The following is a 24,412-nucleotide window of genomic DNA, read 5'->3' on the forward strand; positions in this document are numbered from 1 at the left end:
CGCCCCGCCCCCGTCCGGCCGGCGCCCGGGACCGAGGCCGTGCGGCGGATCTGCCGCGAGCTCGACGGGCTGCCGCTCGCCATCGAGCTCGCCGCGGCCAGGGCGCGCACGTACGAGCTCCCCGAGCTCGCCGACCGCCTGGACGACCGGTTCCGCCTGCTGTCCCGGGGTAGCCGCGGGGCCGAGGCCAGGCACCGGACGCTGCGCGCGGTCGTGGCGTGGAGCTGGGACCTGCTGTCCGGAGACGAGCAGGTGATGGCCAGGCGCCTGACGGTCTTCGCGGGCGGTGCGACCGCACCGGCCGCGGCGCGCGTCTGCGGGGTGCCCGACGCCGAGGACGTGCTGGACTCCCTGGCCGACAAGTCCCTGGTGGAGGTCGGCGGCGGGCGCTACCGGATGCTCGACACGATCCACGCCTACTGCGCCGAGCAGCTGGAGGTGGCCGGGGAGTCGGAGGCCCTGCGGCGCGCGCACGCGGACCACTTCCTGGAGCTGGCCCGGACCGCGGATCCACACCTGCGGCGCGCCGAGCAGCTCCGGTGGCTGGAGATCCTCGTCGCCGAGCACGACAACCTCCAGGCGGCGCTGCGCCGGGCCGTCGAGGCCGGGGAGGTCGAGCTCGGCCTCGGGCTGCTCGCCTCCCTGTCGTCGTATTTCTGGATGCGCGGCATGCGTGTCTCGGCGACGGCGCAGGCGGTCACGCTGCTGGAGGAGATCGGTGACGGCCCGCCCCCCGAGCTCGGGGACGAGTACGTGCTCTGCGCGCTGACGGCGGCGGCCGGCGACGGTGGGCGGGAGGCGTGGGAGCGCCACCGGGCGACGGCCGAGGCGATCGTCGTCGCCCGGGAGCGACCGCACCGCCATCCGGTCATCACCTTCCTCTGGCCGATGATCACCGCCGGCGCGGAGGACCCGAGCGTCGCGCTCTCGGTGATCGCTCGCGGGCAGGCGGGGCCCGACCCCTGGGAGCACGCCGTCGTCCATCTGCTCTTGGGATACCCGCGGCTTTCGAGCGGGGACCCGGCCCGGGCCGAGCAGGAGTTCGCCTCGGCCGCGGACGCCTTCCGGGCCCTGGGCGACCGGTGGGGAACATCGCTGGCGCTGGACGCGCTGGCCGGTCTGGCGGCGCTGCGCGGCGAGGAGGGAAAGGCGATCGCCCTGACCGACGAGGCCCTCGCCCTCACCGAGCGGCTCGGGGCCATCGAGGACGTTCCCGACCTGCTCTGCAACCGGGGCGACTACCGCGTCCACGCCGCGCGGGCGGAGCGGGACCCGACCGGCGACGGCCTCGCGCGGGCGCGCGCCGACTACGAGCGGGCCGCCGAGATCGCCCGCCGTGCGGGCAGCCCCACCTACCTGGCCGCGGCGCTGCGCGGCCTCGGCGACATCGCACGGCTGGAGGGCGACCTGGCCGGAGCACGCGGACTGTACGAGCAGGCGCTCGAACGCTTTGAGACCCACTGGGTGAAGAGCGCGGGAGGCCGTACCGGTGCGCTCTTCGGGCTCGGCATGATCGCCGAGGTCGCCGGGGACCTCGCCGAGGCCGGAGCCCTGTACCGGCGGGCCGTCGAGGTCGCGGTGGGAGCGGGGGCGATCACCGAGAGCGCCCGCCCGGTCGAGGCCCTGGCCCGGATCGCCCTGCTGGAGGGCGACGCCCGGGCCGCCGCCATGCTGCTCGGCGCGGCGGTCTCCCTTCGGGGAGTCGCCGTCGCCGACGACCCCGGCGTCTCCCGCACGGCCGCCACGGCGCGGGCCGTGCTGGGCGAGGCAGCGTACGAGGCCGCCCATCGCGCGGGCACCCTGTTGCCCACGGCAGACGCGCTCCGCCTGGCCGGTATCCCCGAGGCCGTCATCCGGACGTCACCGATCAACGGCGTCACCGACCGCGGGATGCTCCGGCCCGGCTGACCCGCTCGCGGCCGGCTCAGGGCTGGGCTCCCTGTCCCCGAGGGCGTGCGGCCCGCCGACCCACTCGCGGCCGGTGAGCTTCCGGTGAGCCTCCGGTGAGCGCCCTCGGACAGGCTCGCGGCATGAACACCACACCGCGTCCGAAGAACAAGAACATCCTGATCTCCGGGGCCGGCGTCGCCGGTCCGGCGCTGGCCTACTGGCTGCACCGTCACGGCTTCACCCCCACGGTCGTGGAGTCGGCACCCGGCGTCCGCGACGGCGGCTACGCGGTCGACTTTCGCGGCGAGGCGCACCTCACCGTGCTCGACCGGATGGGGATCCTGGCCGACATCCGGCGGGAACGGACGAACATGGGCGCGATGACGTACGTCAACGAGGCGGGCAAGAAGATCTCCAGCATGCCCGCCGACGTCTTCAGCGGCGACCTGGAGATCCTCCGCGGCGACCTGGCGCGCATCCTGTACGAGCGGACCGGAAAGGACGTCGAGTACGTCTTCGACGACTCCATCACCTCCATCACCGAGGACGCGAAGGGCGTCCAGGTCACCTTCGAGCGGAGTGCGCCACGCCGGTTCGACCTGGTCGTGGGGGCCGACGGGCTGCACTCCAACGTCCGGGCGCTCGCGTTCGGGCCGGAGTCGCGGTTCGTGAAGGGGATGGGCCTGTACTGCGCGATCTTCACCACCGCCAACCACCTCGGCCTCGACCACACCGGGCAGCTCTACAACACTCCCGGCAGGCTCGTGTCCGTGTACAGCGCCCGGAAGAACACCGAGGCCAAGGCCATGTTCTACTTCGGCTCCCCATCGCTGAGCTATGACCGCCGCGACGTCGAGCAGCAGCAGAGGATCCTCGCCGAGGCGTTCGCCGGCATCGGCTGGGAGACGCCCCGGCTGCTGGACGCGATGCGGGACGCCCGGGACTTCTACTTCGACTCGATCAGCCAGGTCCACCTGGACCGCTGGTCCCAGGGCCGCTCGGTGCTGCTCGGGGACGCCGCCTGCTGCGCCTCTCCGCTGTCGGGCATGGGCACCGGACTGGCCATGATCGGCGCCTACGTCCTCGCCGGGGAACTGGCGGCGGCGGGCGGCGACCACCGGGTGGGCTTCGCCCGCTACGAGGAGGCCATGCGCGAGTACGCGAAGGGCTGCCAGAAGTCGGCGGACGGAGTGGGCGACTGGATGGTTCCCGAGAGCCGTCTCAAGGCCTGGATCGTCAACCAGAACTACAAGCTGCTGCCCTACGTGCCGTGGAAGGGGCTGATCGCCAAGGGCATCAGGAAGACGGCGAACGCCATCACCCTGAAGGACTACGAGCGCTGACCTCCCGCCGCCTTCGGTACGAACGGAGCCGCCCCCGTGCCCGGAACGTCTCTCTCGGCCGTCGTCACCCGCCTCCACCGCGCGATGCCCGACAGGTCCGCCGACCTGTACGCGATCGACGCCGTCCACGAGTTCCCCTTTCTCGCCCCGGCATGCCCGAGCGCTACCAGGGGCGCCCTCCGCCTGGCGGGGGTGATGGGCCGGGACGCCGCCCCGCGGTGAACCGGGGGGCAACGTCCCGGCGAGCCGGGCGGAACGGTTACCGCAGACCCGCGTCCAGGGCGGTGGTCAGGGTGCCGGGGTCACCGGACATCTCCCAGACCATCGCGCCGAGCAGGCCCTTGCTCCGGAGCCACGCGGTCTTCTTCCCGATCGACCAGACGTCGTCGAAGGTCCACCACTGACCGCCGTTGCCGGTGTAGCAGTAGGTCGCCACCGACTGCTCGTCGTGTCTCACCGCGCATCCCGGCACGGAGGCCAGCAGGTTGGCGTATCCGCGGGTGCCCGCCTCGTCCGGGAACTGCCCCGGCGCCGCGCCGGTGGCCGTCTGCCACTCGCCGAACCTCCCGCCGTCGGCGACACCCTGCCAGCCCCGCCCGTAGTACGCGAGACCGATGGTGATCTTGCGCGGGTTCACCCCCGCCTGGAGATAGACGCCGACCGAGTCCTCGACGCTGAAGTGGAACGGGTACGGGTCCTCGGCGTCGGCGTACAGGTTGCCCTGGTGTCCGGCCCGGTTGGGCTCCCAGGAGTTGTCGCTGCCCGCGCCGTGGAAGTCGTAGCCCTGGACGTTGAAGATGTCCAGGGACCTGGCGACCTCGGGCAGGTCCCAGCCGGCGGCGATCTTCGCCGGGTCGGCGGGGGTGAAGGCGGTGAGCTGGTAGCGCCTGCCGGTCTCCTGGGTCAGCGCGTCGAGCTGCCTGCGGAACTCGGCGATCAGCAGCGTGTTGTTCGCCTTGTCGTTCGGGCCGATGTGGTTGCCCGCGTGCCCCTCCGAGCCCGGCCACTCCCAGTCCAGGTCGATGCCGTCGAAGATCCCGGCGGCGCTGCCGGGGCCGCCCGCGCCGTTGTAGACCGGCAGGTTCCCCTTGATGTACGTGTCGATGCAGGAGCTCACGAACTTCTTGCGCGCCGCGTCGGTGGCCGCCACGTCGGAGAAGTACTTCGAGTACGTCCAGCCGCCGAGCGAGATCAGCACCTTGAGGTTCGGATACTTCGCCTTGAGCTTGCGGAGCTGGTTGTAGTTGCCGCGCAGCTTCTCCCAGCCGGTGTCGGCGACACCGTCCACCGACTGCGCCGCGCTCATCGGCCTGCCGTAGTCGGCGTCCGCGTCGCCGGAGCCGTCGCCCTGGTTCGGGTCCTGCGGGTTCGCGGTGGTGCCCTTGGTGACACCCTGCAGGCACGTCAGGTTCACCGGGTCGATGTTGCCGAAGGCGTAGTTGAGGTGGGTCAGCTTCGCGGCGGCACCGGTGGTGTCGAGGTTGCGCACGAAGTACTGGCGGCCGTAGATGCCCCACTGGACGAAGTAGCCGATCCTGGCGTATCCGCTGCCGATGATGTCGTCGGTGCTCACCTTCAGCGCGGTGCTCGCCGCCGACGTGTTGTCGTACAGGTCGCGGGCCTTCACGGTGAACGTGTACTCGGTGGACGGCGACAGCCCGCTCACCGTGGCGGAGGTGCCGGTCACCGTCGTGGCCAGGGTGGCGCCGGTGTAGACCTCGTACCCGGCGATGCCCTTGTTGTCCGTCGAGGCGTCCCAGGTGAGCGAGACGCTGGAGGAGCTCTTGCCGGTGACGCGCAGGTTCGCGGGCACGGTCGGCGGCTGGGTGTCGTCACCGGCGTTGTTGGTGGTCACCTTCAGCGCGGCGCTCGCCGGGGAGAGGGTTCCCTTCCGGTCCCTGGTCTTCACGGTGAACGTGTACTCGGTGTTCGAGGTCAGGCCGGTGACGGTGGTGCTCGTCCCGGTGACCGTCGCGGCGAGGTCGGCGCCCCGGTAGACCTGGTAGCCGGAGATCGGCAGGCTGCCCGGGGTCGCGGCGTCCCAGGCCAGCGAGACGGTTCTGGTGGTCTTGACCGGCGAACGCAGGTTGCCGGGCGCGCCGGGCGGCGTGTCGGCGGCGCCGTCGCACCTGACGTCGTTGATCCTGCAGTTCTCCGGCTCGGCGGACGCGCTGCTGAGCGTGAACGCGGGGCTGTACGGCTCGGTGGTACCGCGTGCCGCCACGGTCGTGTTGTAGTGGGCCGGGCTCAGCGTGACCTGGCGCCCGCTCTGGCTCAGCGACCCGTTCTGCGCGGCGCTCGCGGTGACCCCGGCGGGCAGGTCGAAGGTGATCGACCAGCCGTTGAGCGCGGTGTCGGTGTTGTTGGCGACCACGAATCTGCCCTGGGTGCCGCTCCCCGAGTAGGTCGCGGTGACGGGCGCGTCCGGGGGCGGCGGGTCGCCGCTGCCGTCGCAGTTGGCGCCGTTGATCGTGCAGCTCACCGGCTGGGCCGCCGCGCTGAGCGTGAAGGTGGGGCTGTACGGCTCGGTGTTGCCGTTCGCCCGTACCGTGTTGATGTAGAAGGCGGGGGTCAGCTTGACCCGCGTCCCGTTCTGCGTGGTGGTGGCGTTCTGGGCACCGCTGACCGTGATGCCCGCGGGCAGGTCGAAGGTGATCGACCAGCCGGTGACCGGAGTGGTGCCGGGGTTGCTCACCACGAACTTGCCCTGGGTGCCGGTGAGGGTGAAGACCGCGGTGAGCCGGGCGGCGGCCGAGGCGGGGGACGAGAGAGCGGCGAGAGTGGCTGCCATGGCGAGAACCAGCAGCATGGAGGCTAATCGGCGCACGTAAATGCCTTTCCATTTAGGAAAGTTTCCTAATAATTACGCGGATCGTAACCCCGGCGCCGGATGCCTACAAGGCCCAAAACAACGCCTCCCGCCCGGCTCGAACCGTACGGCCGCCCGCCTGACCGCCCGGGAACGGAAGGCCGGTCAGGACAGGCCGCCGACATGGGAAGCCCTCGGTTTGTCGGCGCAGCCGGTTACCGTCAAAGCAGGCCGGCGACCAGCCCGCACGGCGGCGATCGCCTGGCGATCCCGGGCACCGCCTTCGGTGAGGGGGCGGGCATGGATGGTGTGATTGATGCGCGTGCGTGTCAACCCAGCTTTTTCAGCCTGACAGCCTGCTTGAGGAAGACGATGCCGTCGATCATGTCGAGCTGGGCCGGGTCCAGCGGGAAATAGGCGAAATCGTGGGAGATGCGCGGGGCGGGCTTCGTGACGGCCTCGGCCAGGCGGCGGGCGTCGACGAGAGAGTGGTCCCACGGGAGCGTGGACAGGATGCCCTCGACGGTGTCCGGGGGCGGGGTGTCGTCGCCGACCGTGCCGAAGGCCGAGGCCAGGAAGGCGTACCGGTCGCCCAGGTACGCTTCGGTGATCGCCCCCGCACTCCACCACTCCAACTGCTGGTCACCGAGCGACATGAAGCTCTTGTTCCGCTGCAGGTGGAGGTTGTGGGTGAAGACCAGGGCCGGGCCGTGCTCGGCGACGGCACGCAGGTTGGCGGCCATCATCGCGTCCCGCAGGCCCGACAGCCTGGCTATCCGGGCCGGGGACGTGTCGGCCATCCAGTGGTGGTAGCGGAGCAGGCCGACGGCGGTGCGCCCGTACAGCGCCGCCCGCTCCCTGTCCTCCGCGCTCAGCCGCGGCGCCTGCGTGTCGAGCAGCGCCACCAGGTCGTCGGCGATCAGGCGCAGCCGCTGGGCGTCGGCGGACTGGCCGATCGACTGGGACGGGTCCATGACCGTGGCCTCGTTCGTCCACCGGTCGTCCGGGCCCAGCAGCGCGTCGAGGGTTTCCATGGTGCAGGGCAGCGGGCCGTCGAGGAGGGCGTGGAGGGCGGTGAGCGCCTGGCGCGGGCTCGCCGCCCAATACTCCAGAGGGCCGTCGAAGCCGTAGAACCGGAGCTTTTCATCATGCTCCTCGTTGTACGCGCGCATCCAGCGCACGAGCTCGCGGTTGGCCGGTGACGCGCCGAAGCCGTGGCTGAAGCCGCGTTCCATGACGTCATCGAGCGTGCCCGCGCCCGTCGTGATGTGGTCGTCGACCACGAGGCCCATGAGACAGTCGCTCTCGATGGCGAACGACCGGTAGCCCTCGTGCTCGACCAGATGCCGGAAGATCTCGTTGCGCAACTCACCCAGCTCCCCCACGAAGTGCCTGGCCTCGCCCAGGCCGAGCAGCAGGGGCTTGGCGGGAAGCGACCGGAGGAACGCCGAGACGCCCGTGCCGTCGAGCGGCCGGGCCGTGTCCTTGATATCCATACCTTCAACGATATCTTTGAACCTACGGTGTAAACTTTTCCGTGAAAATCCCCGCTCTCATCGCGACGAACCTTCAATCGGTGGTGCATCCATGAGGCCAGTGGACCTGGCGCGCGAGCACGGCCTGTCCACCCAGGCGATCAGGAACTACGAGGAGGCCGGCATCCTGCCCGCCGCCGAACGCACCGTCCACGGCTATCGCACCTATACGCCGCTGCACGCGCAAGCCCTGCGCGCGTTCCTCGCCCTCATGCCCGGGCACGGTCACCAGACGGCCACGTCGATCATGCAGGCGGTCAACCGGGGTGCCACCGAGGACGCGCTGCGGCTCATCGACGAGAGCCACGGCCAACTCCTCGACGACCGCCGCACCCTCCAAGCCGTCGAAGCCGCGCTCCGCGATCTGGCGCCCGTGCCGCAGGAGCGCGGCGACACGTTCATCGGCCCGCTGGCCGGGAGGCTCGGCATCCGCCCTGCCACCCTGCGCAAATGGGAGAACGCCGGGCTGGTCCGGCCGCGCCGCGATCCGCAGACGGGCTACCGGATCTACAGCGCGGCCGACGTACGGGACGTCCGGCTGACCCACCAGCTCAGGCGGGGCGGCTACCTGCTGGAGCAGATCGCCCCGCTGATCGCTCAGGTCCGCTCCGCCGGAGGCGTCGCCCCGCTGGAGTCGACCCTGCGCGACTGGCAGGCCCGCCTGTCCGCCCGGGGCCGCGCCATGCTCAAGGGCGCCGCCGACCTGGACGCGTACCTCTGCGCCCGCGGACCCTGAGGCCGAACACGGCGCAGCGCAACGGCACAGGAAGGCCGGGCCGCTGACAGCGGTCGCAACCGGGAGACGCTCGCCTACATTCTCAGCCGAGGCCGCCGTTGGCGTGGAGGTTCTGGCCGGTGAGCCAGCGGCCGTCGGGGCCCGCCAGGAAGGCCACGACGTCGGCGATGTCCGAGGGCTCGCCGAGGCGGCCGAGCGAGGTCATGCCCGCGACCTGGGCCAGGGCCGCCGCGGGGTTGGTGCCGCGCAGCAGATCGGTGTCCGTGGCACCGGGCGAGACCGTGTTGACGGTGATGCCCCGGCCGCCGAGCTCGCGGGCCGTGACGGCGGTCAGCTGTTCGAGCGCGCCCTTGCTCGCCGCGTAGGGGGCGATGCCGGGTGCCGGGCGGACGGTGTTGAGCGTGGAGATGTTGACGATGCGCCCGCCGTCGCGCATGTGCCTGGCGGCGTATCGGATGGTCAGGAAGACGGCTCTGGCGTTGACCGCCATGACGCGGTCGTACAGTTCCTCGCCGGTCTCCGCGACGGGGGTCGGAGTGAAGCTCAGCGCGGCGTTGTTGACCAGGATGTCGAGGCCGCCGAGAAACTCCTCCGCGGTCTCCATCAGCCGCTCGGCGGCGCCCGGCTCCGCCAGGTCGGCCTGGACGGCGCGGGCACTCCCGCCCGCCTCCTTGACCGTCCGCTCGACCTCGGCCGCGGCGCCGGCGTCGCTCGCGTAGCTGAAGAGCACGTCCGCCCCGTCGCGGGCGAGGCGCTCCACGATCGCCCGGCCGATGCCCCGCGACCCCCCGGTGACCACCGCCGCCTTGCCCTCCAGCACCGCCATGTCGACCTCCACTCCCCTTGTGGACCTCATCTCATCGTCGAATCTATGATCGCGCGGTGCGGCTGTCGACGCCCGCCACGCCGCGCGAGCCGTGCCCGGCCATTGGTGCGTTCCAGATCTGTAATCTCGGAGAACTGGCGGAGTTTCGGTCGTACGCCCTAGCGTGCGGACCATGACCATCGATGGGCGCTCGGCGCACATTCTCGACGTCCTGATCACCGAGTTCGGCGACTCCATGAAGCGCGATCCCGCCGCCTTCCGGCGCAAGTTCCGGAAGATGGCCGCCTCGCCGTTCGCCTTCTACCGGGGCAGCGCCTGCCTGTTCTACGCGGACATGACCGGCGAGTTCGCCGACGACGCCTTCCTGGACGACCAGACGAGGCGGGTCTGGATCCACGGCGACCTGCACGCCGAGAACTTCGGTACCTACATGAACGCCTCCGGCGTGCTGGTCTTCAACGTCAACGACTTCGACGAGGCCTACGTCGGACCGTACATCTGGGACCTGCGGCGGTTCTCGGCCAGCATCGCGCTCATCGGGTACGCCAAGGCGCTGTCCGACGACGTCATCACCGCCCTGGTGACCGAGTTCGCCGGCGCCTACCTCGCCGAGCTGACCGGCATCTCCGAGGGTGGGGACGACGCGATCGGCTCGCTGACCCTGGAGACCACCACCGGCGTGCTGCACCGGGTGCTGCAGCACGCCCGGCTGAACACCCGGGTGGCGCTGCTGGAGCTGGAGACCACCGTCGAGAACTTCGACCGCAGGTTCGCCGTCATGGACGGCCGCTACCCGGTCGACGAGGAGACCCGGCAGCTGGTGGAGGCGGCCTTCCAGGACTACCTGACGACCCTTCCCACCGTCTCGGCGGTCGAGCACAAGATCAAGGATTTCGCGCTCCGCACCGGCATCGGGATCGGCTCGGCCGGGCTGCCCTCGTACAACATGCTGCTCGAGGGCCACACCCAGGCCCTGGAGAACGACGTCATCCTCTACATGAAGCAGGCCCAGGTCCCGGCCGTGGCGCGGTACGTGACAGACGAGAAGGTGCACGGCTACTTCAAGCACCAGGGCCACCGCACCGCCGAATCGCAGCGGGCCCTGCAGGCGTACGCCGACCCGTGGCTCGGCTACACCACGCTGAACGGCGTCGGCCAGATGGTCGCCGAGGTCTCCCCCTACACCGCCGACCTGGACTGGGGCGACGTCAACGAGCCGGACGAGCTCGCCTCGGTGATTCGCGACCTGGGCCGGGCGGTGGCCAGGATGCACTCGGTGGCCGACGACGAGTCCAGCCACGACCTGGTCGACTTCTCCACCGAGGACGCGATCGTGGCCGTGATCGACGGCGACACCGAGGGCTTCACCCGCACCCTGGTCGACTTCGCGCACGCCTACGGGGCACGGGCCAGGGCCGACCACGGGCTCTTCGTCGACCTGTTCAGGAACGGCCTCCTCCCCGGCCTCTGAGTCCGGCTTGCCGGCCCGGCCCCCGAGATCGGCCCCCGAGATCGGCCCCTGTGATCGGCCCCTGTGATCGGTCTCGGAAGCCGGGCTCCGGAACCGTTCTCCGTGAACGTCCTTCGGGAAGGACCGCGCCCGGAGCCGGTCGCCTCATCTCACCGCCGCTCCGCCTCCGTTTCCGCCTCCGTTTCCGACTCCGCCTCGCGCCGGGCGGAGCGGGCCTCGGCGTGGTGGCAGGCGACCTGGGCCCCGGCCGAGGACGGCAGGACCGGCAGTTCCCCGGACGCGCACAGCCCTTCGACCCCCGCCTCGGCCGCCGCGCCCAAGGCCAGCACCTGGCAGCGCGGGTGGAAGCGGCAGCCGGCCGGGATCCGGGTGGGGTCCGGCGGCTCGCCGCCCAGCACCACGGGCGACCGCGACTCCGGCAGGACCGACAGCAGTGCCTGGGTGTACGGGTGCGAGGGCGAGGTGAGGATCCGCTCCACCGGCCCCGACTCGACGATCCTGCCGAGATACATCACCGCGACCCGGTCGGCGATGTTCCAGGCCAGCCCGAGGTCGTGGGTGACGACCAGGGCCGACAGGCCCAGCTCGGCGCGGAGGCGGAGCAGCAGGGCGAGGATCTCGCCGCGTACCGACGCGTCCAGCGAGGCCACCGGCTCGTCGGCGACCAGCACCCTGGGCTCCAGCGCGAGGGCTCCGGCGATGACGACGCGCTGGCGCTGGCCACCGGACAGCTCGTGCGGGTAGCGGTCGAAGAACCGTTCGGGAGGACGCAGCCCGGCCCTCGACAGGGCGGAGGCGACCAGGTCGCCCTCGCCGGGCAGGCGATGGATGCGCGGCCCCTCGGCCACCGCCTCGTAGACGGTGTGCCGGGGGTTGAGCGATCCGGTGGGGTCCTGGAGCACGAGCTGCACCTCGCGGCGGTGGGCCCGCAGGGCGCGCGATGAGTAGGCCAGCGGGACACCGCCGTAGCGGACCGACCCCGAGGTGGGCCGCTCCAGGCCGAGCAGGGTCCTGGCCAGCGTCGTCTTGCCGCAGCCGGACTCGCCGACCAGCGCGACGATCTCCCCCTCGCCCACGGCGAGGTTCACCCCGTCCACCGCGCGGGCGCGGCGCCCGCGCGAGGCGAACTCCACCCGCACCTCCCGCGCTTCGAGCAGGGTCATCGGCTCTCCTCACTGACGTGGACGCACGCGGCGGTGTGCGGCGCTCCGGTGCCGTCGCCCGCGGCCCGCAACTCGACCGGCTCCGACGCGCACGAGACGAGCGAGACCGGGCAGCGAGGGTGGAAGGAGCACCCCGCGGGCAGGTGCGCGGGGTCGGGCGGGTCACCGCCCAGTCCCCTGGGCGCCATCCTGGAGGCGGGGTCCCCGACGGTGGGGAACGCCTCGGCCAGCGCCCTGCTGTAGGGGTGCCGCCCGCCGTTGAAGACCTCACGCGAGGGGCCGGACTCGACCACCCGGCCCGCGTACATGACCGCCAGCCGGTCGCACGTCGACGCCAGGACCGACAGGTCGTGGGAGATCATGACGAGGCCGATCCCGTGCTCGGCGATGAGCGAGCGGATCAGCGAGAGCACCTGCGCCTGGATCATCACGTCCAGCGCGGTGGTCGGCTCGTCGGCGATGATCAGGCGGGGTGAGCAGGCCAGCGCCATGGCGATCATCACCCGCTGGCGCTGGCCACCGGACAGCTCGTGCGGGTAGCCGCGCGCCCGCCAGGCCGGCAGGCCGACCTGCTCCAGCAGCTCCGACACCCTGCGCCGCGCCTCGGCCCCGGTCGCCATGCCGTGCACCCGCAGCGGCTCGGCGATCTGGTCGCCGATCCGGCGCACCGGGTTCAGTGCGTGCTGGGCACCCTGGAAGATCAGCGAGGCCGAGGCCCACCGGACCGCGCGCAACCGCCCCCAGCTCATCGCCAGGACGTCCTCGCCGTCCAGCAGGATCTCCCCGGACACCAGCGCGTTCCTGGGCAGCAGCCGCAGCAGGGACATGGCCAGCGTCGACTTGCCCGACCCCGACTCCCCCGCCACGCCGAGAGCCTCACCGGCCTCCAGGCCGAGCGAGACGCCCCGCACGGCGGGCACGTCCCCGGCCGCGCCCCGGTAGGTCACCGCCAGGTCGCGCAGTTCGAGCAGGGTCACGAGGCTCCTCTCAGCCGCGGGTTGAGTACGGTCTCCAGAGCGCGCCCGCAGAGGGTGAACGCCAGGACCACCGCCACGATGCACAGGCCGGGCGACAGCACGTACCACCAGGCTCCCGAGGTGGCCGCGCCCCAGTCGTAGGAGCCGCGCAGCATGCTGCCCCACGAGACCTGGCCGGAGCCCGCGCCGAGGAAGGCGAGGGTGGACTCGGTGACGATGGCGCTGGCCACCATGAGCGTGGTGTTGGCCAGGACCAGCGGGGCGACGTTCGGCAGCACGTGCCGGGTCATGACGTGCCAGTGCCCGGCGCCCAGCGCCCTGGACCGCTCGATGTACGGCCTGGCCTCGACCGCCAGCGTCTGCGCCCGGATCAGCCTCGCCGTGGACGCCCAGGAGGTCACCCCGATCGCCAGGATGATCGTGGACGGGCCACCGCCGAGGATGGCCGCGAGCACCATGGCCAGGACCAGCGCGGGCAGCACCAGGAACCAGTCGGTGACGCGCATCAGCACGGCGGCGACCCAGCCCCGGAAGTGCCCGGCCGCGATGCCGAACACCGTGCCGATCACCATGCTGAGCAGCGCCGACATGAACCCGATGAGCAGCGAGACCCGCGCGCCCCACAACAGCATGAGCAGAACCGAGCGGCCGGACTCGTCGGTGCCGAGCGGGAAGTCCATGCTCGGCGGTGCCATCCTGGTGCCCGTCGCCTTCGTCACGTCCATCCCCGACGGGTCGGTGAGCAGCGGCGTGAGCAGGGCCGCCAGGACGGCGACCAGCAGGATCGCCGCCCCGTACAGCCCGGCTCGCTGCCTGGCGTACCGGCGGCAGAACCGCGTCAGAGCGGCGCGGCGGCGGGTGCGGGCGATCGTGCTCAAGCCGACCTCACCCTCGGGTCCAGGACGTGGTAGACCACGTCGGCCAGCGTGTTCATGACGATCACCGCGACGCAGACGAGCATGAAGGTGCCCTGCATGACGGCGTAGTCGGGTCCCCTGATCGCCTCGACGAACAGCAGCCCGAGACCGGGCCAGGAGTAGACGAACTCCACCGAGACCGCGCCGCCGACCACGAACCCGATCTGCATGAAGACCAGGGTCACCGTCGGCAGCAGCGCGTTCGGCACCGCGTGGCGGCGCCGGACGTCGTCGTCGCGCAGGCCCTTGGCGCGGGCGGTGGTCACGTAGTCCTGGCCGATCTCGTCGAGCAGCGAGGAGCGCATGACCAGCAGGTACTGCGCGTAGACGACGGCGACCAGGGTGAGGCAGGGCAGCACCAGGTGGTGGGCGACGTGCAGCAGGTAGAGCGGCCCGTCGGGGGCGTCGACGTCCTCCATGCCCCGGGTGGGGAACAGGCCCGGTACCGGGCCGATCCCTGCGGCGAGGACCATGAGCAGCAGCAGTCCCAGCCAGAAGGTCGGCACCGACCACAGGGTCAGCGCGGTCCCGGTGGAGAGGCGGTCGAAGCGGCCGCCGTGGTGCCAGGCGGCCCTGGTGCCCTGCCACATGCCCAGGCCGACCGCGACGGCCAGCCCGGTGCCCACCAGCAGCAACGTCGGCCCCACCCGGTCGCCGATGAGCTCGGCGACCGGTCTGCGGTACTCGTACGAGGTGCCCAGGTCCAGCCGCAGGGTCCGGCCCACGAAGTCCAGGAACTGCGCGCCCAGCGGCCGATCCAGGCCCATCTGCCGTCTGAGCAGGGCGAGCTGTTCCGGGGTCACCGGCACGTCGCGGGTGTAGGCGATGGTGGGGTCGCCGGGGATCAGACGGAACAGGAAGAACGTGGCGACGATCACCAGTCCGATGCTGAGCAGTGCCCCGCCGAGCTTGACCAGCGCGTAGCGCGCCACGGCCCGGCGGGCACCGCCCTCCTCGGTGTCGCCCCTCGCCTGTTGCGGCGATGTGAGCATCGGCCGCTACTCGCGGTCGTCGGCGGCGGTGCGGCGGCGCCGCAGGAGGAAGAAGCCCCCGGCGCCGAGAACCACCACGACGACCACCGCGACGGCCACCGCGGTGCCGCTTCCCGAACCGCTCCCGGCCGGGGCGGCGGCGCGCTCCACCGCACGCAGCGAGTAGACCGGCCAGTAGCTGCTCCCGCCGTACAGGATGCCCTTGTCCTCGGGGATCGGGGTGATGGAGGCGATCCGGTCCTTGCGGTAGCCCTCCAGGTTGTTGGGATAGTAGATCGCGACGACGGGGGCCTCGGTGTAGAGCCGCTCCTGCATCTGCTTGATCAGCTCGACCCGGGCGGCTCGATCGAGTTCGGCCAGCTGCGCCTGGTAGAGCCTCTCGAACTCCTTGTCACAGAAGAACGACTCGGTGCCGCCGCCCTGCCCGCTCGCGGTGGGCCTGCGACTGCACAGGTGGGTGGCCAAGATCTCCTCCGGATCCGGGTTGACCGACCAGCCGCTGATCGCGATGTCGTAGAGCGCCGTGCTGCCCGTCTCCTCGGTGAACTTGTTGGAGTCGAGCCTGCGGGTGGTGAGCTGGATGCCGATGTCCTTCAGCCAGCCGGTGAGGAACTGGGCGATCTTGTCCTCGACGGGCTCGTCGGTGTGGATGCTGAAGCGCATCTCCAGCTTGCGTCCGCCGTCGGGCATGGTGCGAACGCCGTCCGCGCCCTTGGCGTAGCCGGCCTCGTCGAGGATGCGGTTGGCCTCCGCCAGATCGAAGGTGACGGCTTTGTCGCCCTCGGCCTTCCAGAAGAACTCCTGGTACATCGGCGGGATGATCGAACCGTCCGCCGGTACGGCGAGACCGTTCTGCGCCTGCTCGACGAGGGCCTTCTTGTCGATCGCGTGATGGATGGCCTGGCGCACCCTGACGTCCTTCAGCGCGGGGTGCCCGTCGCCGATCGGCTCGCCGCGGGCCGTCGCGGCGCCCGGGTTGAACTGCAGGTAGCTGGCCCTGCGGCCCTGGGTGTTCCACTGCGTGATGTTCGCATCGCCCGCGAGTGCCTCGAACTGCGGGCCCTGCAGGCGGCCGATCCAGTCGATGTCGCCCTTCTTCAGACCGGCGATCGCCGCCTCGGGGTTCTCGTAGAAGATGACGTGCAGCTCGTCGATGCCGGGGGCGCCGCGCCAGTACGACGGGTTGGCCTTGAGCTTCACATAGCCGTTCTTCTTGTGCTCGACGGCGATGTAGGGCCCGCTGCCGACGGCGGGGTAGGTCTCGTTCTCGTAGGTGCCGATGTCGGGGACGCTCTCCCAGACATGCTTGGGCATGATCGGGATCGGCAGCTCCAGCATCGAGGCCTGGGGCTTCTTGGTCTTGATGACCAGGGTCCGGTCGTCGGACGCGGTCACGGTGTCGAAGTTCTCGACGGCGGGGCCGTTGGCCGTCTTGGCCCCGTCATCCGTCATGATCTTGTTGAAGGTCCACGCGGCGTCCTGGGCGGTGACGGGCTTGCCATCCGACCAGGTGGCCCCGGCACGCATGGTGAAGGTCCAGGTCAGCTTGTCCGGTGAGGTCTCCCACGACTCGGCGAGGTCGGGGCCGGGCTTCAGGGTCTTGGAATCGGGCACCGTAAGGAAGCCGTACATCCAGCGGTGGATCGACGTGGAGACCACCCGGACCGCCAGGAACGGGTTCATCGAGTCCATGCTCTGCGTCGCGCCCAGCCGGACGACCCTCTTCTCGGTCTGGGGTGCCCGCACGGCCGTCCCCTGGGAGGTCTGGGCGGCAGAGGGTGATGCGTGCGCCACGAGAAGTGTCGCCATCGACAGCGCCAGGCTCAGCGCCGCCAGGCGCGTCCCCGTTCTGACCATGGTGTGCCCCACCTTCGGATCGGTGACTTATTGACAACGAAGGCACACCATACAAACGGCGCGTGTCAACGAGCGGTGGAAGATTGTTTCACTCTCGTTTTATTTGCCGACATTATTTTTCACTCCCTTCGGCACGAATAGACACAAAGGGGCTTATGTGTACCCGGGGGTTACCGCAGGGTGCTGGACCGACCGTCCGGTATGGACGGGGCGGTCGGGGTGCGGCATGCTACAGAACATGACTCTGTTCTCGGTGGAAGGCAAGATCGTCGTCGTCACCGGCGGCTCCAGGGGAATCGGCCGGATGATCGCGGCCGGGTTCGTCGACGCGGGAGCCACGGTCTACATCTCCTCCCGCAAGGCGGCCGAGGTCGAGAAAACCGCCGCGGAGCTGGGATGCACGGCCATCCCGGCCGACCTATCCACCGAGGACGGGGTCTCCACCCTGTTCGAGGCGGTCGCGGAGCGGGAGTCCCGGCTGGACGTGCTGGTCAACAATGCCGGGGCGACCTGGGGCGCGCCGCTGGAGGAATACCCCGAGCAGGCGTTCGACAAGCTCTGGGGGATCAACGTCAAGGGCGTGTTCTACCTGACCCAGCGGTTCCTGCCGCTGCTCCGCGCCGCCGCGAGCCCCGAGTCCCCGGCCAGGGTGATCAACATCGGCTCGGTGGACGGTATCCGGGTGCCCTCGATGGAGAACTACGCCTACTCCGCGGCCAAGGCGGCGGTGCACATGCTCACCCGGCACCTGTCCCAGCGGCTCGCCAAGGAGTCGATCACGGTCAACGCGATCGCCCCCGGGCCGTTCGAGTCGAAGATGATGGCCTTCGCGCTCCAGGACGAGAGGATGCGCGCGGCGGTCGCCTCCCACGTCCCGCTGGGCAGGATCGGCCGCCCCGACGACATGGCGGGCACCGCGATCTTCCTGTCCTCACGCGCCGGCGCCTACCTCACCGGGACCGTGATCCCGGTGGACGGCGGCATCTCCGGCCACGCGTAGCTCCCGGACTCTCCCCCCACGACCGGATCATCCGGTCCTTCAATCACACTTTGCCCCAAAAGCACCATTCGTAACGCAAGTGTAAAATTTTACCTCTTGCTGTCATTTCTCACAGATGACAGCTTTACTTCATGCTGAAGCGCTTCAAGGTGGTGGCACCGGCCGTTCTGGCCGTCGCCATCGCCCTCCCAGCCGGTGCCGCCCAGGCGGACCCCACTCCGGCCGCACCACCCGTGACCACCTGTGACGCCACCCAGACTCCCGCCGTCTACCACGGCAAGGTGCCAACGCCGAAGAGTGTCCTCGGCTTCGACCTTGGCGAGCGGGAGGTCACCTCGGCCGAGTCCGACACGCTGCTGACCGCGATCGACGCGGCCAGCGACCGGGTCGTCTCCGGCACCCTGGCCACCACCGCCCAGGGACGTCCACTGAAGTACGCGATCGTCGGCACCCCGAAGAACATCCGGAACCTGCGCGCGATCGAGAACTCCATCAAGCTGCTGCGCAACCCCCTCACCCCCGCCCCCGCGGCGAAGGTCCTCGCCAGGAACACGCCCGCGATCCTGTGGGTCGCCGGAAACGTGCACGGCGGCGAGGAGAGCGGCACCGACGCGGCGCTGAAGACCCTCTACGACCTGGCCGGGCGGGACGACTGCGCGGCCAGGCGAATCCTGGACAACGCCGTCACGGTGATCCTGCCGACGCAGAACCCCGACGGCCGCGAGGCCGACACCAGGCGGAACGCCTACGCCTTCGACATGAACCGCGACTGGTTCGCGCGGACCCAGCCGGAGACCGACGGCAAGATCGAACTGATGCGGAAGTATCCGCCGCAGCTCTTCATCGACGCCCACGAGATGGGCGGCACCGAGTTCTTCTTCCCGCCGAACGCCGACCCGATCTACCACGACATCGCCGAGCCGACGGTCGACTGGATCAACAACACCTACGGCGCCGCGATGATCGGCGAGTTCACCAAGCGCGGGATCCCGTTCTTCAACCGCAGCGTCTACGACCTGTTCTACATGGGCTACGGCGACACGGTCCCGGCAGGCGGGTTCAACGCGGCGGGCATGACCTTCGAGAAGGGCAACGCCTCCCCGATCGCCACCCGGACCTTCGAGCAGTGGCTCACCCAGTGGGTCTCGCTCTCGGCGGCGGCTGCCAAGAAGACCGAGATCCTCACCACCTGGCACGGCATGTACGCCGACGCCCTCAAGCAGGGGATCAACGGCCACCTGGAGCCGAACCAGGTCTACAACCCGGGCCACGAGGTCATCACCCAGGTGCCCGACCGGAAGGTGCGCCACTACTTCCTGCGCGCCGACGACCCGGCCAAGAAGGCGGAGACCGACCTCGTCGTGCGGCGGCTCCAGCGGATGGACGTCCAGGTGTACAAGCTGGCCACGCCGCTGACGGTCAAGGACTTCAAGGCGTACGGCAGGCCTGAGGCGAAGACCACCCTGCCCAAGGGCACCTACTGGATCCCGCTGGCCCAGGCGCAGAAGCACTGGGTCCAGGCCATGCTGAACGAGGACACCTACACCCCGTTCCCCTACTTCTACGACGTGACCGCGTGGAGCCTGCCGCTGCTCGGCAACGTCTCCGGCGGCTCCTCGGGCCAGGTGCTGCTGCCCGTCGCGACGCCGGTGCGGGCGGTGGACGCCCCCTCGGTCAAGGTCACCACCTCCCGCAAGATCGGAGTCCTGCAGCTGTCCGGTGGCACCGCGCAGAACGCGGCCGAGTCCTCCGGCTGGCTCCGCCACCGCCTGGACCGCGACTGGAAGCTGTCCTACCAGGTGCTCACGCCGGCCGATGTCGCCGCGGGCAAGCTGGGCGGGCTGGACGTGCTGCTCGTGCCGGACGGCTCGTCCAACTCGGCGAACAACGCCCTCGGCGAGGCCGGGCGCGCGGCGCTGCGCGACTGGGTCGGCGGCGGCGGGCGCTATGTCGGCTGGGCGGGCGGCGCCCGGCTGGCCGCCCTGGCCGGTGTCTCCAGCGTGACGCTGACCGACCCGACCTCGGACATCCCCGGCTCGCTCCTCCGGACGAACGTGGCCCAGGGGCCGCTGAGCAAGGACGTCGGGTCGAGCGTCATGCAGTTCTACGCGTACGACCTGGTCATGCGGGCCTCGAACCCCTCGCACGTGGTGACCTCCTACCCGGCCGCCGACTCGCCCGACTGGTTCCTGTCCGGTTTCGCGCTGGGCGCCGAGGAACTCGCCGGAACGGCGGCGGTGGTCGACGAGCCGGTGGGAGGCGGCCACGCGGTGCTGTTCGCCGCCGAGCCGAACTTCCGTGCCTTCAGCGACGGCACGGCGAAGATCGTCGCCAACGCGATCACCGCCGACCTGCCGTCCGCCTCGGCGCGGGCGCGGGCGCTCGCCCCGGCCCCGGACGCCTCGCGGGCCGCCGCGGCCATCCCGGAGCACGAGTCGCCGATCCGGGTCACGGTTCCCGCCTCCGACCGTGACAAGGCCGCCGCGGCGCTGAACGGCTTCGGTGCCACCTGGACCGAGCAGGCCGCTTCCGGCGGCGCGGTCCGGTTCGTCGTGGCCAACCCCGAGGGTCTCGACACGCACGAGCACCCCTGGGCGCGGAAGGTCCCCGACGCGCTGCGTGCGGCGGGAGTCTCTCCGCTCGCGGTGGTACTGCCGCAGTAATCCGGTACGGCGCGCGTCCCTTCGCGGGGCGCGCGCCGTTTCCGGTGCATCTTTGTGGGCCTGCTCTCCGTAGACCTGTTCTCTGCGGGCTTGTTTTCCGCAGGCTTGTTCTTTGTTCTTTGCGAGCCGTCAGATCGCCTTGGCCAGGGCGGTCGCCAGGTTGGCGGCGGCGCCGGGCGCGTAGTGCAGGAACAGGTAGGGCTCGGTGAGCTCGATCTCGATGAGGGCCGGGCTGCCGTCGGCCAGCCGGACCAGGTCCACCCGGGCGTAGAGCAGTTCGGGAAACTCGCCGAGCACCTGCTCGGCCAGGGCGAACTGGTCGGGGTCGGGAGTGCGGAACTCCCCGTGGCCGTCGCCCTGTCCCGGCTTGGTGGCGCTCTCGGTCAGCATCGGGCTGCGCCGGACGGCGTGGCTGAACCTGCCGCCGAAGTAGAGCATCGAGGTCTCCCCCTCGCCCTCGACCATGTCCAGGTACGGCTGGATCATCGCGGTCCGGCCGTTGGCGGCCAGCTTGGCGGCGTGCTCCTCGGCCTGTTCGCGGTCCGCGGTCCTGATCGTGTCGCGGGCTCCGGCCGAGATCGACGGCTTGACCACGTACTCGTCGAGGACCGGAAGGTTCGCGGCCTCGCCCGGCGCGACCCACGAGGTGGGGATGATCGGAGCCTTCAGGTCTTTTAGATAGACCTTGTCGGTGTTGCGTTCCAGCACGGCGGCCGGGTTGAGCAGCCGGGTGACGGACTCGACGTGACGGGCCCAGTCGAGGAACTCCGTCCGCCTCGTCACGTAGTCCCAGGGGGTACGGACCACGACGGCGTCGAACGCGGCCCAGTCGACGCTGGGATCGTCCCAGCGCACGATGTGACCGGTGATTCCCACCTCGGCCCAGGCCGCGACGGCGAGCTCCTTCTCGTCGTCGAGCTTGTCCGGGTCCGCGAAGGTCACGTACGCCGCAGAAACGCCCATGAGGTATCCCTTTATGTCATCACCAATTAGACATAAGGCACCTTACCTAAAGTCATCTGTTCGACTTGGGGCGGCACCTGCGGTGTCGCGTTCCCTAGCCCGCTGTCACTTGACCGGGTGTTCCCGCGCCGTCGTGGGGGATCGGGCGTGCGCGCTCCGGTGGGTGGGTGCTCCGGCCGGCCGTCTCACTCGCTCCCCGGTGGTTCAGGCCTCCGGCCTGCTCGGGCGCGGTGGTTGTGGGCTTTCATACGCCGACCGGAGCACCCACCCACCTCCGCGCCTTCCACCCCGCCGCACCGCGCGCGAACCGTAGCCGCTCACTCTCCGGCCGCCCAGTGGACTCTCCGACGCTGAAGCTCTCGCGACGAGACCGCTCAGGGCTGGTCACCGTAGCTGACGCGTGTCTCGCCGACACAGCGCAGGGTCGATCACCGTACGGGTGCGACGGCGCGAGGCATCCCGTGCGACCTGCCCCGACTGTGAAAACAAACCGTTGTTCGCGACCCCTTGTAGGGACGATGAGGATGCCGCCGACCAGAGGGAAAACCCGACCGCGGTGTCTTTTCTCCCGTACTCCGGCCGCCCCCGGTAAGGACGGCCACATCTGGTCACGCCAAGGCCATGGCCGCCGGTGCGGTGACGATAAAAGATCGAGGCAACAGGCGATCTACGATCATTCGCTTCTGCTCCGCCCTGGAAGACATGCGCCCTGCCAGCGGAGTGCTGCCGGGCCGAAGGTGATGCGGGCCTTGACGGCCAGAGGGCGGAGCCGGACGGAAAGGACAGCTCGGCATGCCCCTGCCTGACGACCAGTTTCTTGAGATTGCCACCGACGCCTACGTCTTCGGTTATCCGCTGGTCTTGATGGACATCACCAAGGCCATCGATACCAACATGGATCCCAACAACGAGGACGAACACGCCCCAATCAACCAGTTCATCCACGCCCGCGACCTGCCCGACCCGGCAGACCGCACAGTGGTGCGCACCAACCAGGACACCCTCTACTCCTTCTCCTGGCTCGACCTGACCGCCGAGCCGATCGTGCTGTCCCTGCCTGACATGCAAACCAAGGAGCCGGACAACGAGACGGAGCGTTCGCGGTACTGGCTGATGCAGATCATGGACGCCTGGTCCAACACCCTGCACAACCCCGGCCAGACCACCACCGCCACCCCCGCCGCCTTCCTGCTGTACGGCCCCGACTGGAACGGCGACGTCCCGGCCGACACCACACCGCTGTCGATGCCGACCAACACCGTCTGGATCGTGGGCCGCACCGAACTGATGGCCCTCGACGACGCAGATGAACTGGAGCACGTACACGCGCTGCAGGACGACATGCGGCTGATCCCGCTCAGTGCCTGGTCCTCATCCGGCGGCTACGTCCCGCCCCCAGGCACCTTCGATCCCGACATCGACCTGAAAACCCCGCCTCCCGCCCAGGTGGAGGCCATGAAGGCGGTGACGTTCTACAACCAGCTGTGTGCCCTGATGGTCCCCAACCCGACCTCGCCTGAGGATTCGGGCATGATGGAGCGCCTGGCCTCCATCGGGATCGTGCCCGGGGGCACCGTCGATGACCTGAACAGCGATCTGCTGGAGCAGGCCAAGAAGGACGGCGAGACCCGCGTCAGGACCTACACCAACCCCGAGGTTGAGGACCTCAACGGCTGGTTGTCGTCTCCCAACCTCGGCACCTACGACACCAACTACGATCTGCGCGCCTCCACCGCGCTGTATGGACTGGGCGCCAACCTGCCAGAGGATTCCCTCTACCCCAGCACGGCCAGCGCGGACAGCTCCACCACCGCCACCCGCTTCCGGCTGCATTTCGAGCCCGGCGAGCTCCCTCCGGTCGATGCCTTCTGGTCGATCACCGCTTACGACACCGACGGCTACTTCATCCCCAACGACGCCAAGAAGTACGCCGTCGGCCACCAGGACCTCATCACCACCAACACCGACGGGTCCGCCGATATCGCCATTCAGCCCGACGATCCCGGCGCTGACATTCCGGCGAGTAACTGGCTGCCCGTCGGCAACGCCCCGTTCACGCTGACCATGCGCCTGTACGCACCCGATAAGAACACCATCGCCGGCTGGAAGCCTCCTCGGCTGACCGCCGAAAGCTGAGGTGGGACGGTGCTCGCAGGCAGGTGACGTCCGGCGCGGACAGCCGGGACGGTAAACCACCTGCACCGGGCACCGGCGACCTTGCCGCTTGCCGGGCGGGCCGGGGCGCGGCGCTGACCTTGTGATCAGCCCGTTTCCCCGGCCCGTCCGCCGAACCCGGCGTGCTCCTTCTCAGGTGAAAAAGGCGTTTCTCCGCCTACTCCCAGCGGAAGAACACGGCCGCGACGACGCTGCCGAACACGAGGCTGACGGCGAGGCCGATCAGGTGGGCGGCCTCGACGGGCGCGCCGATCCAGGCAGCCGACAGGGCTTGGGTCCCAGCGCCGAACGGCAGCCACTGCCCGATCGTCGCGATCGCGTCCGGGAGGCTGTCGCGCCCGCCGAACAGGCCGCCGGCGGCGCCCAGGACGAAGAAGACGCTCAGGCCGATCGCCACGGAGGAGTTCGGGGTGGGCGACAGTGCGGCGACGATCAGGCCCACGGCGTACATGGCGGCCACTGTCAGCGCCAGCACACCGAGCGCCGCGCCGACGTGCACCGGGGGGTTGGCGCCGAACGCCAGGATGGCCAGGATCCAGGCGGCCGCGATGCCGACGGCGATCTGCAGCACACCGGCGGCCGCCTGGGCGACGAGGACCAACGTGGGCGAGGCGGGCGTCACCCCGAGGCGTCGCAGGATGCCGCTGCGACGGTAGTAAGCCAGGAAGCTCGGCATGTTGACGATGCCGGTCGTGGCCACGACCATCGTGAACACCAGCGGCAGCACATGGACGTCGAGGGCCGTGCGGCCGTGCGCGATCGTCTCCCGGCCTGCGGACGAGGCGCTCATCACCAGGATGAGCATCGGCAGGCCGATCGGCACGATCAGCCCGGCGGTGTCGCGGGCGACCATCTTGAGCTCGCAGACCAGCAGTCCGGCCCAGGCGCGTGGGCCGGGGCGGTGGACGGTGATGTCCGTCATCGGATCGTCTCCTCCTTGGTGTCGAGCCGGTGCCCGGTCAGGGCGACGAAGGCGTCGTCCAGGCCGGCCTGTTCGCTGCGCGTCTCGGTCGCCACGACGCCGGCGCGTACGAGCGCGACGCTGACGGCCTGGAGCAGGTCACCGCGGCCTTCGACGGCGACCGCGTCGCCGTC

Annotated in this window: 18 protein-coding genes; 8 read left to right on the forward strand and 10 right to left on the reverse strand. The window is 70.3% G+C overall.

The annotated features are described in order from the left end of the window. The 3 genes from ABZU75_RS35375 to ABZU75_RS35385 all read left to right on the forward strand — a co-directional run. On the forward strand, positions 1 to 1,908 hold a 1,908-nt coding region (locus tag ABZU75_RS35375), incomplete at its 5' end, for a tetratricopeptide repeat protein (RefSeq protein ID WP_355564061.1). Positions 1,909 to 2,030: 122 nt separating this feature from the next. Further along, entirely contained in the window at positions 2,031 to 3,233 is a 1,203-nt protein-coding gene (locus ABZU75_RS35380) for an FAD-dependent monooxygenase (RefSeq protein ID WP_355564064.1), read from the forward strand. 36 nt (positions 3,234 to 3,269) lie between these two features. Then, on the forward strand, positions 3,270 to 3,455 hold the full coding sequence (locus ABZU75_RS35385; RefSeq protein ID WP_355564067.1) for a hypothetical protein: 186 nt from the start codon (positions 3,270 to 3,272) through the stop codon (positions 3,453 to 3,455). A 37-nt stretch (positions 3,456 to 3,492) separates the two neighbouring features. Here ABZU75_RS35385 and ABZU75_RS35390 read toward each other — a convergent pair whose 3' ends face one another. Together ABZU75_RS35390 and ABZU75_RS35395 are read right to left on the reverse strand one after the other, a co-directional pair. Continuing rightward, the gene (locus ABZU75_RS35390; RefSeq protein WP_355564070.1) at positions 3,493 to 6,042 is read right to left on the reverse strand and encodes a glycosyl hydrolase family 18 protein; all 2,550 of its coding nucleotides are present in this window, start codon (positions 6,040 to 6,042) and stop codon (positions 3,493 to 3,495) included. A gap of 329 nt (positions 6,043 to 6,371) precedes the next feature. Next, positions 6,372 to 7,538, reverse strand: coding sequence for an erythromycin esterase family protein (locus ABZU75_RS35395; protein ID WP_355564073.1), 1,167 nt, complete (start codon positions 7,536 to 7,538; stop codon positions 6,372 to 6,374). Positions 7,539 to 7,629: 91 nt separating this feature from the next. Here ABZU75_RS35395 and ABZU75_RS35400 point away from each other — a divergent pair, with 91 nt between their 5' ends. Next, complete coding sequence (locus tag ABZU75_RS35400) at positions 7,630 to 8,313, forward strand: TioE family transcriptional regulator (protein ID WP_355564076.1); 684 nt, start codon at positions 7,630 to 7,632, stop codon at positions 8,311 to 8,313. Between the two features lie 82 nt (positions 8,314 to 8,395). Here the strand turns inward: ABZU75_RS35400 and ABZU75_RS35405 are convergent, their stop codons facing one another. Then, positions 8,396 to 9,169, reverse strand: coding sequence for an SDR family oxidoreductase (locus ABZU75_RS35405; RefSeq protein WP_355564079.1), 774 nt, complete (start codon positions 9,167 to 9,169; stop codon positions 8,396 to 8,398). A 142-nt stretch (positions 9,170 to 9,311) separates the two neighbouring features. On the opposite strand from ABZU75_RS35405, the gene ABZU75_RS35410 reads away from it, so the two are divergent. Continuing rightward, positions 9,312 to 10,610 (forward strand): DUF2252 domain-containing protein, encoded by a 1,299-nt coding sequence (locus ABZU75_RS35410; RefSeq protein WP_350952342.1) that lies wholly within the window; start codon positions 9,312 to 9,314, stop codon positions 10,608 to 10,610. Positions 10,611 to 10,759: 149 nt separating this feature from the next. Here ABZU75_RS35410 and ABZU75_RS35415 read toward each other — a convergent pair whose 3' ends face one another. Genes ABZU75_RS35415 through ABZU75_RS35435 form a run of 5 tightly spaced genes read right to left on the reverse strand, consistent with a single transcriptional unit; the run spans position 10,760 to position 16,516 of the window. Continuing rightward, the gene (locus ABZU75_RS35415; RefSeq protein ID WP_355564082.1) at positions 10,760 to 11,773 is read right to left on the reverse strand and encodes an ABC transporter ATP-binding protein; all 1,014 of its coding nucleotides are present in this window, start codon (positions 11,771 to 11,773) and stop codon (positions 10,760 to 10,762) included. Next, positions 11,770 to 12,750: an ABC transporter ATP-binding protein gene (locus ABZU75_RS35420; protein WP_355564085.1), complete on the reverse strand. Its 981-nt coding sequence runs from the start codon at positions 12,748 to 12,750 to the stop codon at positions 11,770 to 11,772. Before ABZU75_RS35420 ends, ABZU75_RS35415 begins: the two co-directional genes overlap by 4 nt. Continuing rightward, positions 12,747 to 13,628 (reverse strand): ABC transporter permease, encoded by an 882-nt coding sequence (locus ABZU75_RS35425; RefSeq protein ID WP_355564088.1) that lies wholly within the window; start codon positions 13,626 to 13,628, stop codon positions 12,747 to 12,749. Before ABZU75_RS35425 ends, ABZU75_RS35420 begins: the two co-directional genes overlap by 4 nt. Continuing rightward, positions 13,625 to 14,659: an ABC transporter permease gene (locus ABZU75_RS35430; RefSeq protein WP_355564091.1), complete on the reverse strand. Its 1,035-nt coding sequence runs from the start codon at positions 14,657 to 14,659 to the stop codon at positions 13,625 to 13,627. The genes ABZU75_RS35425 and ABZU75_RS35430 overlap by 4 nt, the downstream gene beginning before the upstream one ends. A gap of 6 nt (positions 14,660 to 14,665) precedes the next feature. Further along, on the reverse strand, positions 14,666 to 16,516 hold the full coding sequence (locus tag ABZU75_RS35435; RefSeq protein ID WP_355564094.1) for an ABC transporter substrate-binding protein: 1,851 nt from the start codon (positions 16,514 to 16,516) through the stop codon (positions 14,666 to 14,668). A gap of 238 nt (positions 16,517 to 16,754) precedes the next feature. Between ABZU75_RS35435 and ABZU75_RS35440 the strand changes: the two genes are divergently transcribed. Together ABZU75_RS35440 and ABZU75_RS35445 are read left to right on the forward strand one after the other, a co-directional pair. Then, entirely contained in the window at positions 16,755 to 17,516 is a 762-nt protein-coding gene (locus ABZU75_RS35440) for an SDR family oxidoreductase (protein ID WP_355564097.1), read from the forward strand. Positions 17,517 to 17,647: 131 nt separating this feature from the next. Continuing rightward, on the forward strand, positions 17,648 to 20,179 hold the full coding sequence (locus tag ABZU75_RS35445) for a M14 family zinc carboxypeptidase (RefSeq protein WP_355564100.1): 2,532 nt from the start codon (positions 17,648 to 17,650) through the stop codon (positions 20,177 to 20,179). A 129-nt stretch (positions 20,180 to 20,308) separates the two neighbouring features. Here ABZU75_RS35445 and ABZU75_RS35450 read toward each other — a convergent pair whose 3' ends face one another. Further along, positions 20,309 to 21,142 (reverse strand): hypothetical protein, encoded by an 834-nt coding sequence (locus ABZU75_RS35450; protein ID WP_355564103.1) that lies wholly within the window; start codon positions 21,140 to 21,142, stop codon positions 20,309 to 20,311. Positions 21,143 to 21,934: 792 nt separating this feature from the next. Between ABZU75_RS35450 and ABZU75_RS35455 the strand changes: the two genes are divergently transcribed. Next, a complete protein-coding gene (locus ABZU75_RS35455; protein ID WP_355564106.1) occupies positions 21,935 to 23,278 on the forward strand; it encodes a DUF1254 domain-containing protein in 1,344 nt (447 codons plus the stop codon). 196 nt (positions 23,279 to 23,474) lie between these two features. On the opposite strand, the gene ABZU75_RS35460 is transcribed toward ABZU75_RS35455, so the two are convergent. Then, positions 23,475 to 24,239 carry an ABC transporter permease gene (locus ABZU75_RS35460; protein WP_355564109.1) on the reverse strand — a complete coding sequence of 255 codons (765 nt, stop codon included), beginning with the start codon at positions 24,237 to 24,239 and terminating at the stop codon, positions 23,475 to 23,477. Between the last annotated feature and the right edge of the window lie 173 nt (positions 24,240 to 24,412).

Origin of the sequence: Streptosporangium sp. NPDC005286, assembly GCF_040607515.1 — a bacterium.
Classification (GTDB): Bacteria; Actinomycetota; Actinomycetes; order Streptosporangiales; family Streptosporangiaceae; genus Streptosporangium.

Excerpts from the sequence above, each read along its gene's own strand:
- ABZU75_RS35380 (WP_355564064.1), top strand. The coding sequence starts at position 2,031 with ATGAACACCACACCGCGTCCGAAGAACAAGAACATCCTGATCTCCGGG.
- ABZU75_RS35390 (WP_355564070.1), bottom strand. The coding sequence starts at position 6,042 with ATGCTGCTGGTTCTCGCCATGGCAGCCACTCTCGCCGCTCTCTCGTCC.
- ABZU75_RS35395 (WP_355564073.1), bottom strand. The coding sequence starts at position 7,538 with ATGGATATCAAGGACACGGCCCGGCCGCTCGACGGCACGGGCGTCTCG.
- ABZU75_RS35400 (WP_355564076.1), top strand. The coding sequence starts at position 7,630 with ATGAGGCCAGTGGACCTGGCGCGCGAGCACGGCCTGTCCACCCAGGCG.
- ABZU75_RS35405 (WP_355564079.1), bottom strand. The coding sequence starts at position 9,169 with ATGAGGTCCACAAGGGGAGTGGAGGTCGACATGGCGGTGCTGGAGGGC.
- ABZU75_RS35410 (WP_350952342.1), top strand. The coding sequence starts at position 9,312 with ATGACCATCGATGGGCGCTCGGCGCACATTCTCGACGTCCTGATCACC.
- ABZU75_RS35415 (WP_355564082.1), bottom strand. The coding sequence starts at position 11,773 with ATGACCCTGCTCGAAGCGCGGGAGGTGCGGGTGGAGTTCGCCTCGCGC.
- ABZU75_RS35430 (WP_355564091.1), bottom strand. The coding sequence starts at position 14,659 with ATGCTCACATCGCCGCAACAGGCGAGGGGCGACACCGAGGAGGGCGGT.
- ABZU75_RS35435 (WP_355564094.1), bottom strand. The coding sequence starts at position 16,516 with ATGGTCAGAACGGGGACGCGCCTGGCGGCGCTGAGCCTGGCGCTGTCG.
- ABZU75_RS35440 (WP_355564097.1), top strand. The coding sequence starts at position 16,755 with ATGACTCTGTTCTCGGTGGAAGGCAAGATCGTCGTCGTCACCGGCGGC.
- ABZU75_RS35445 (WP_355564100.1), top strand. The coding sequence starts at position 17,648 with ATGCTGAAGCGCTTCAAGGTGGTGGCACCGGCCGTTCTGGCCGTCGCC.
- ABZU75_RS35450 (WP_355564103.1), bottom strand. The coding sequence starts at position 21,142 with ATGGGCGTTTCTGCGGCGTACGTGACCTTCGCGGACCCGGACAAGCTC.
- ABZU75_RS35455 (WP_355564106.1), top strand. The coding sequence starts at position 21,935 with ATGCCCCTGCCTGACGACCAGTTTCTTGAGATTGCCACCGACGCCTAC.
- ABZU75_RS35460 (WP_355564109.1), bottom strand. The coding sequence starts at position 24,239 with ATGACGGACATCACCGTCCACCGCCCCGGCCCACGCGCCTGGGCCGGA.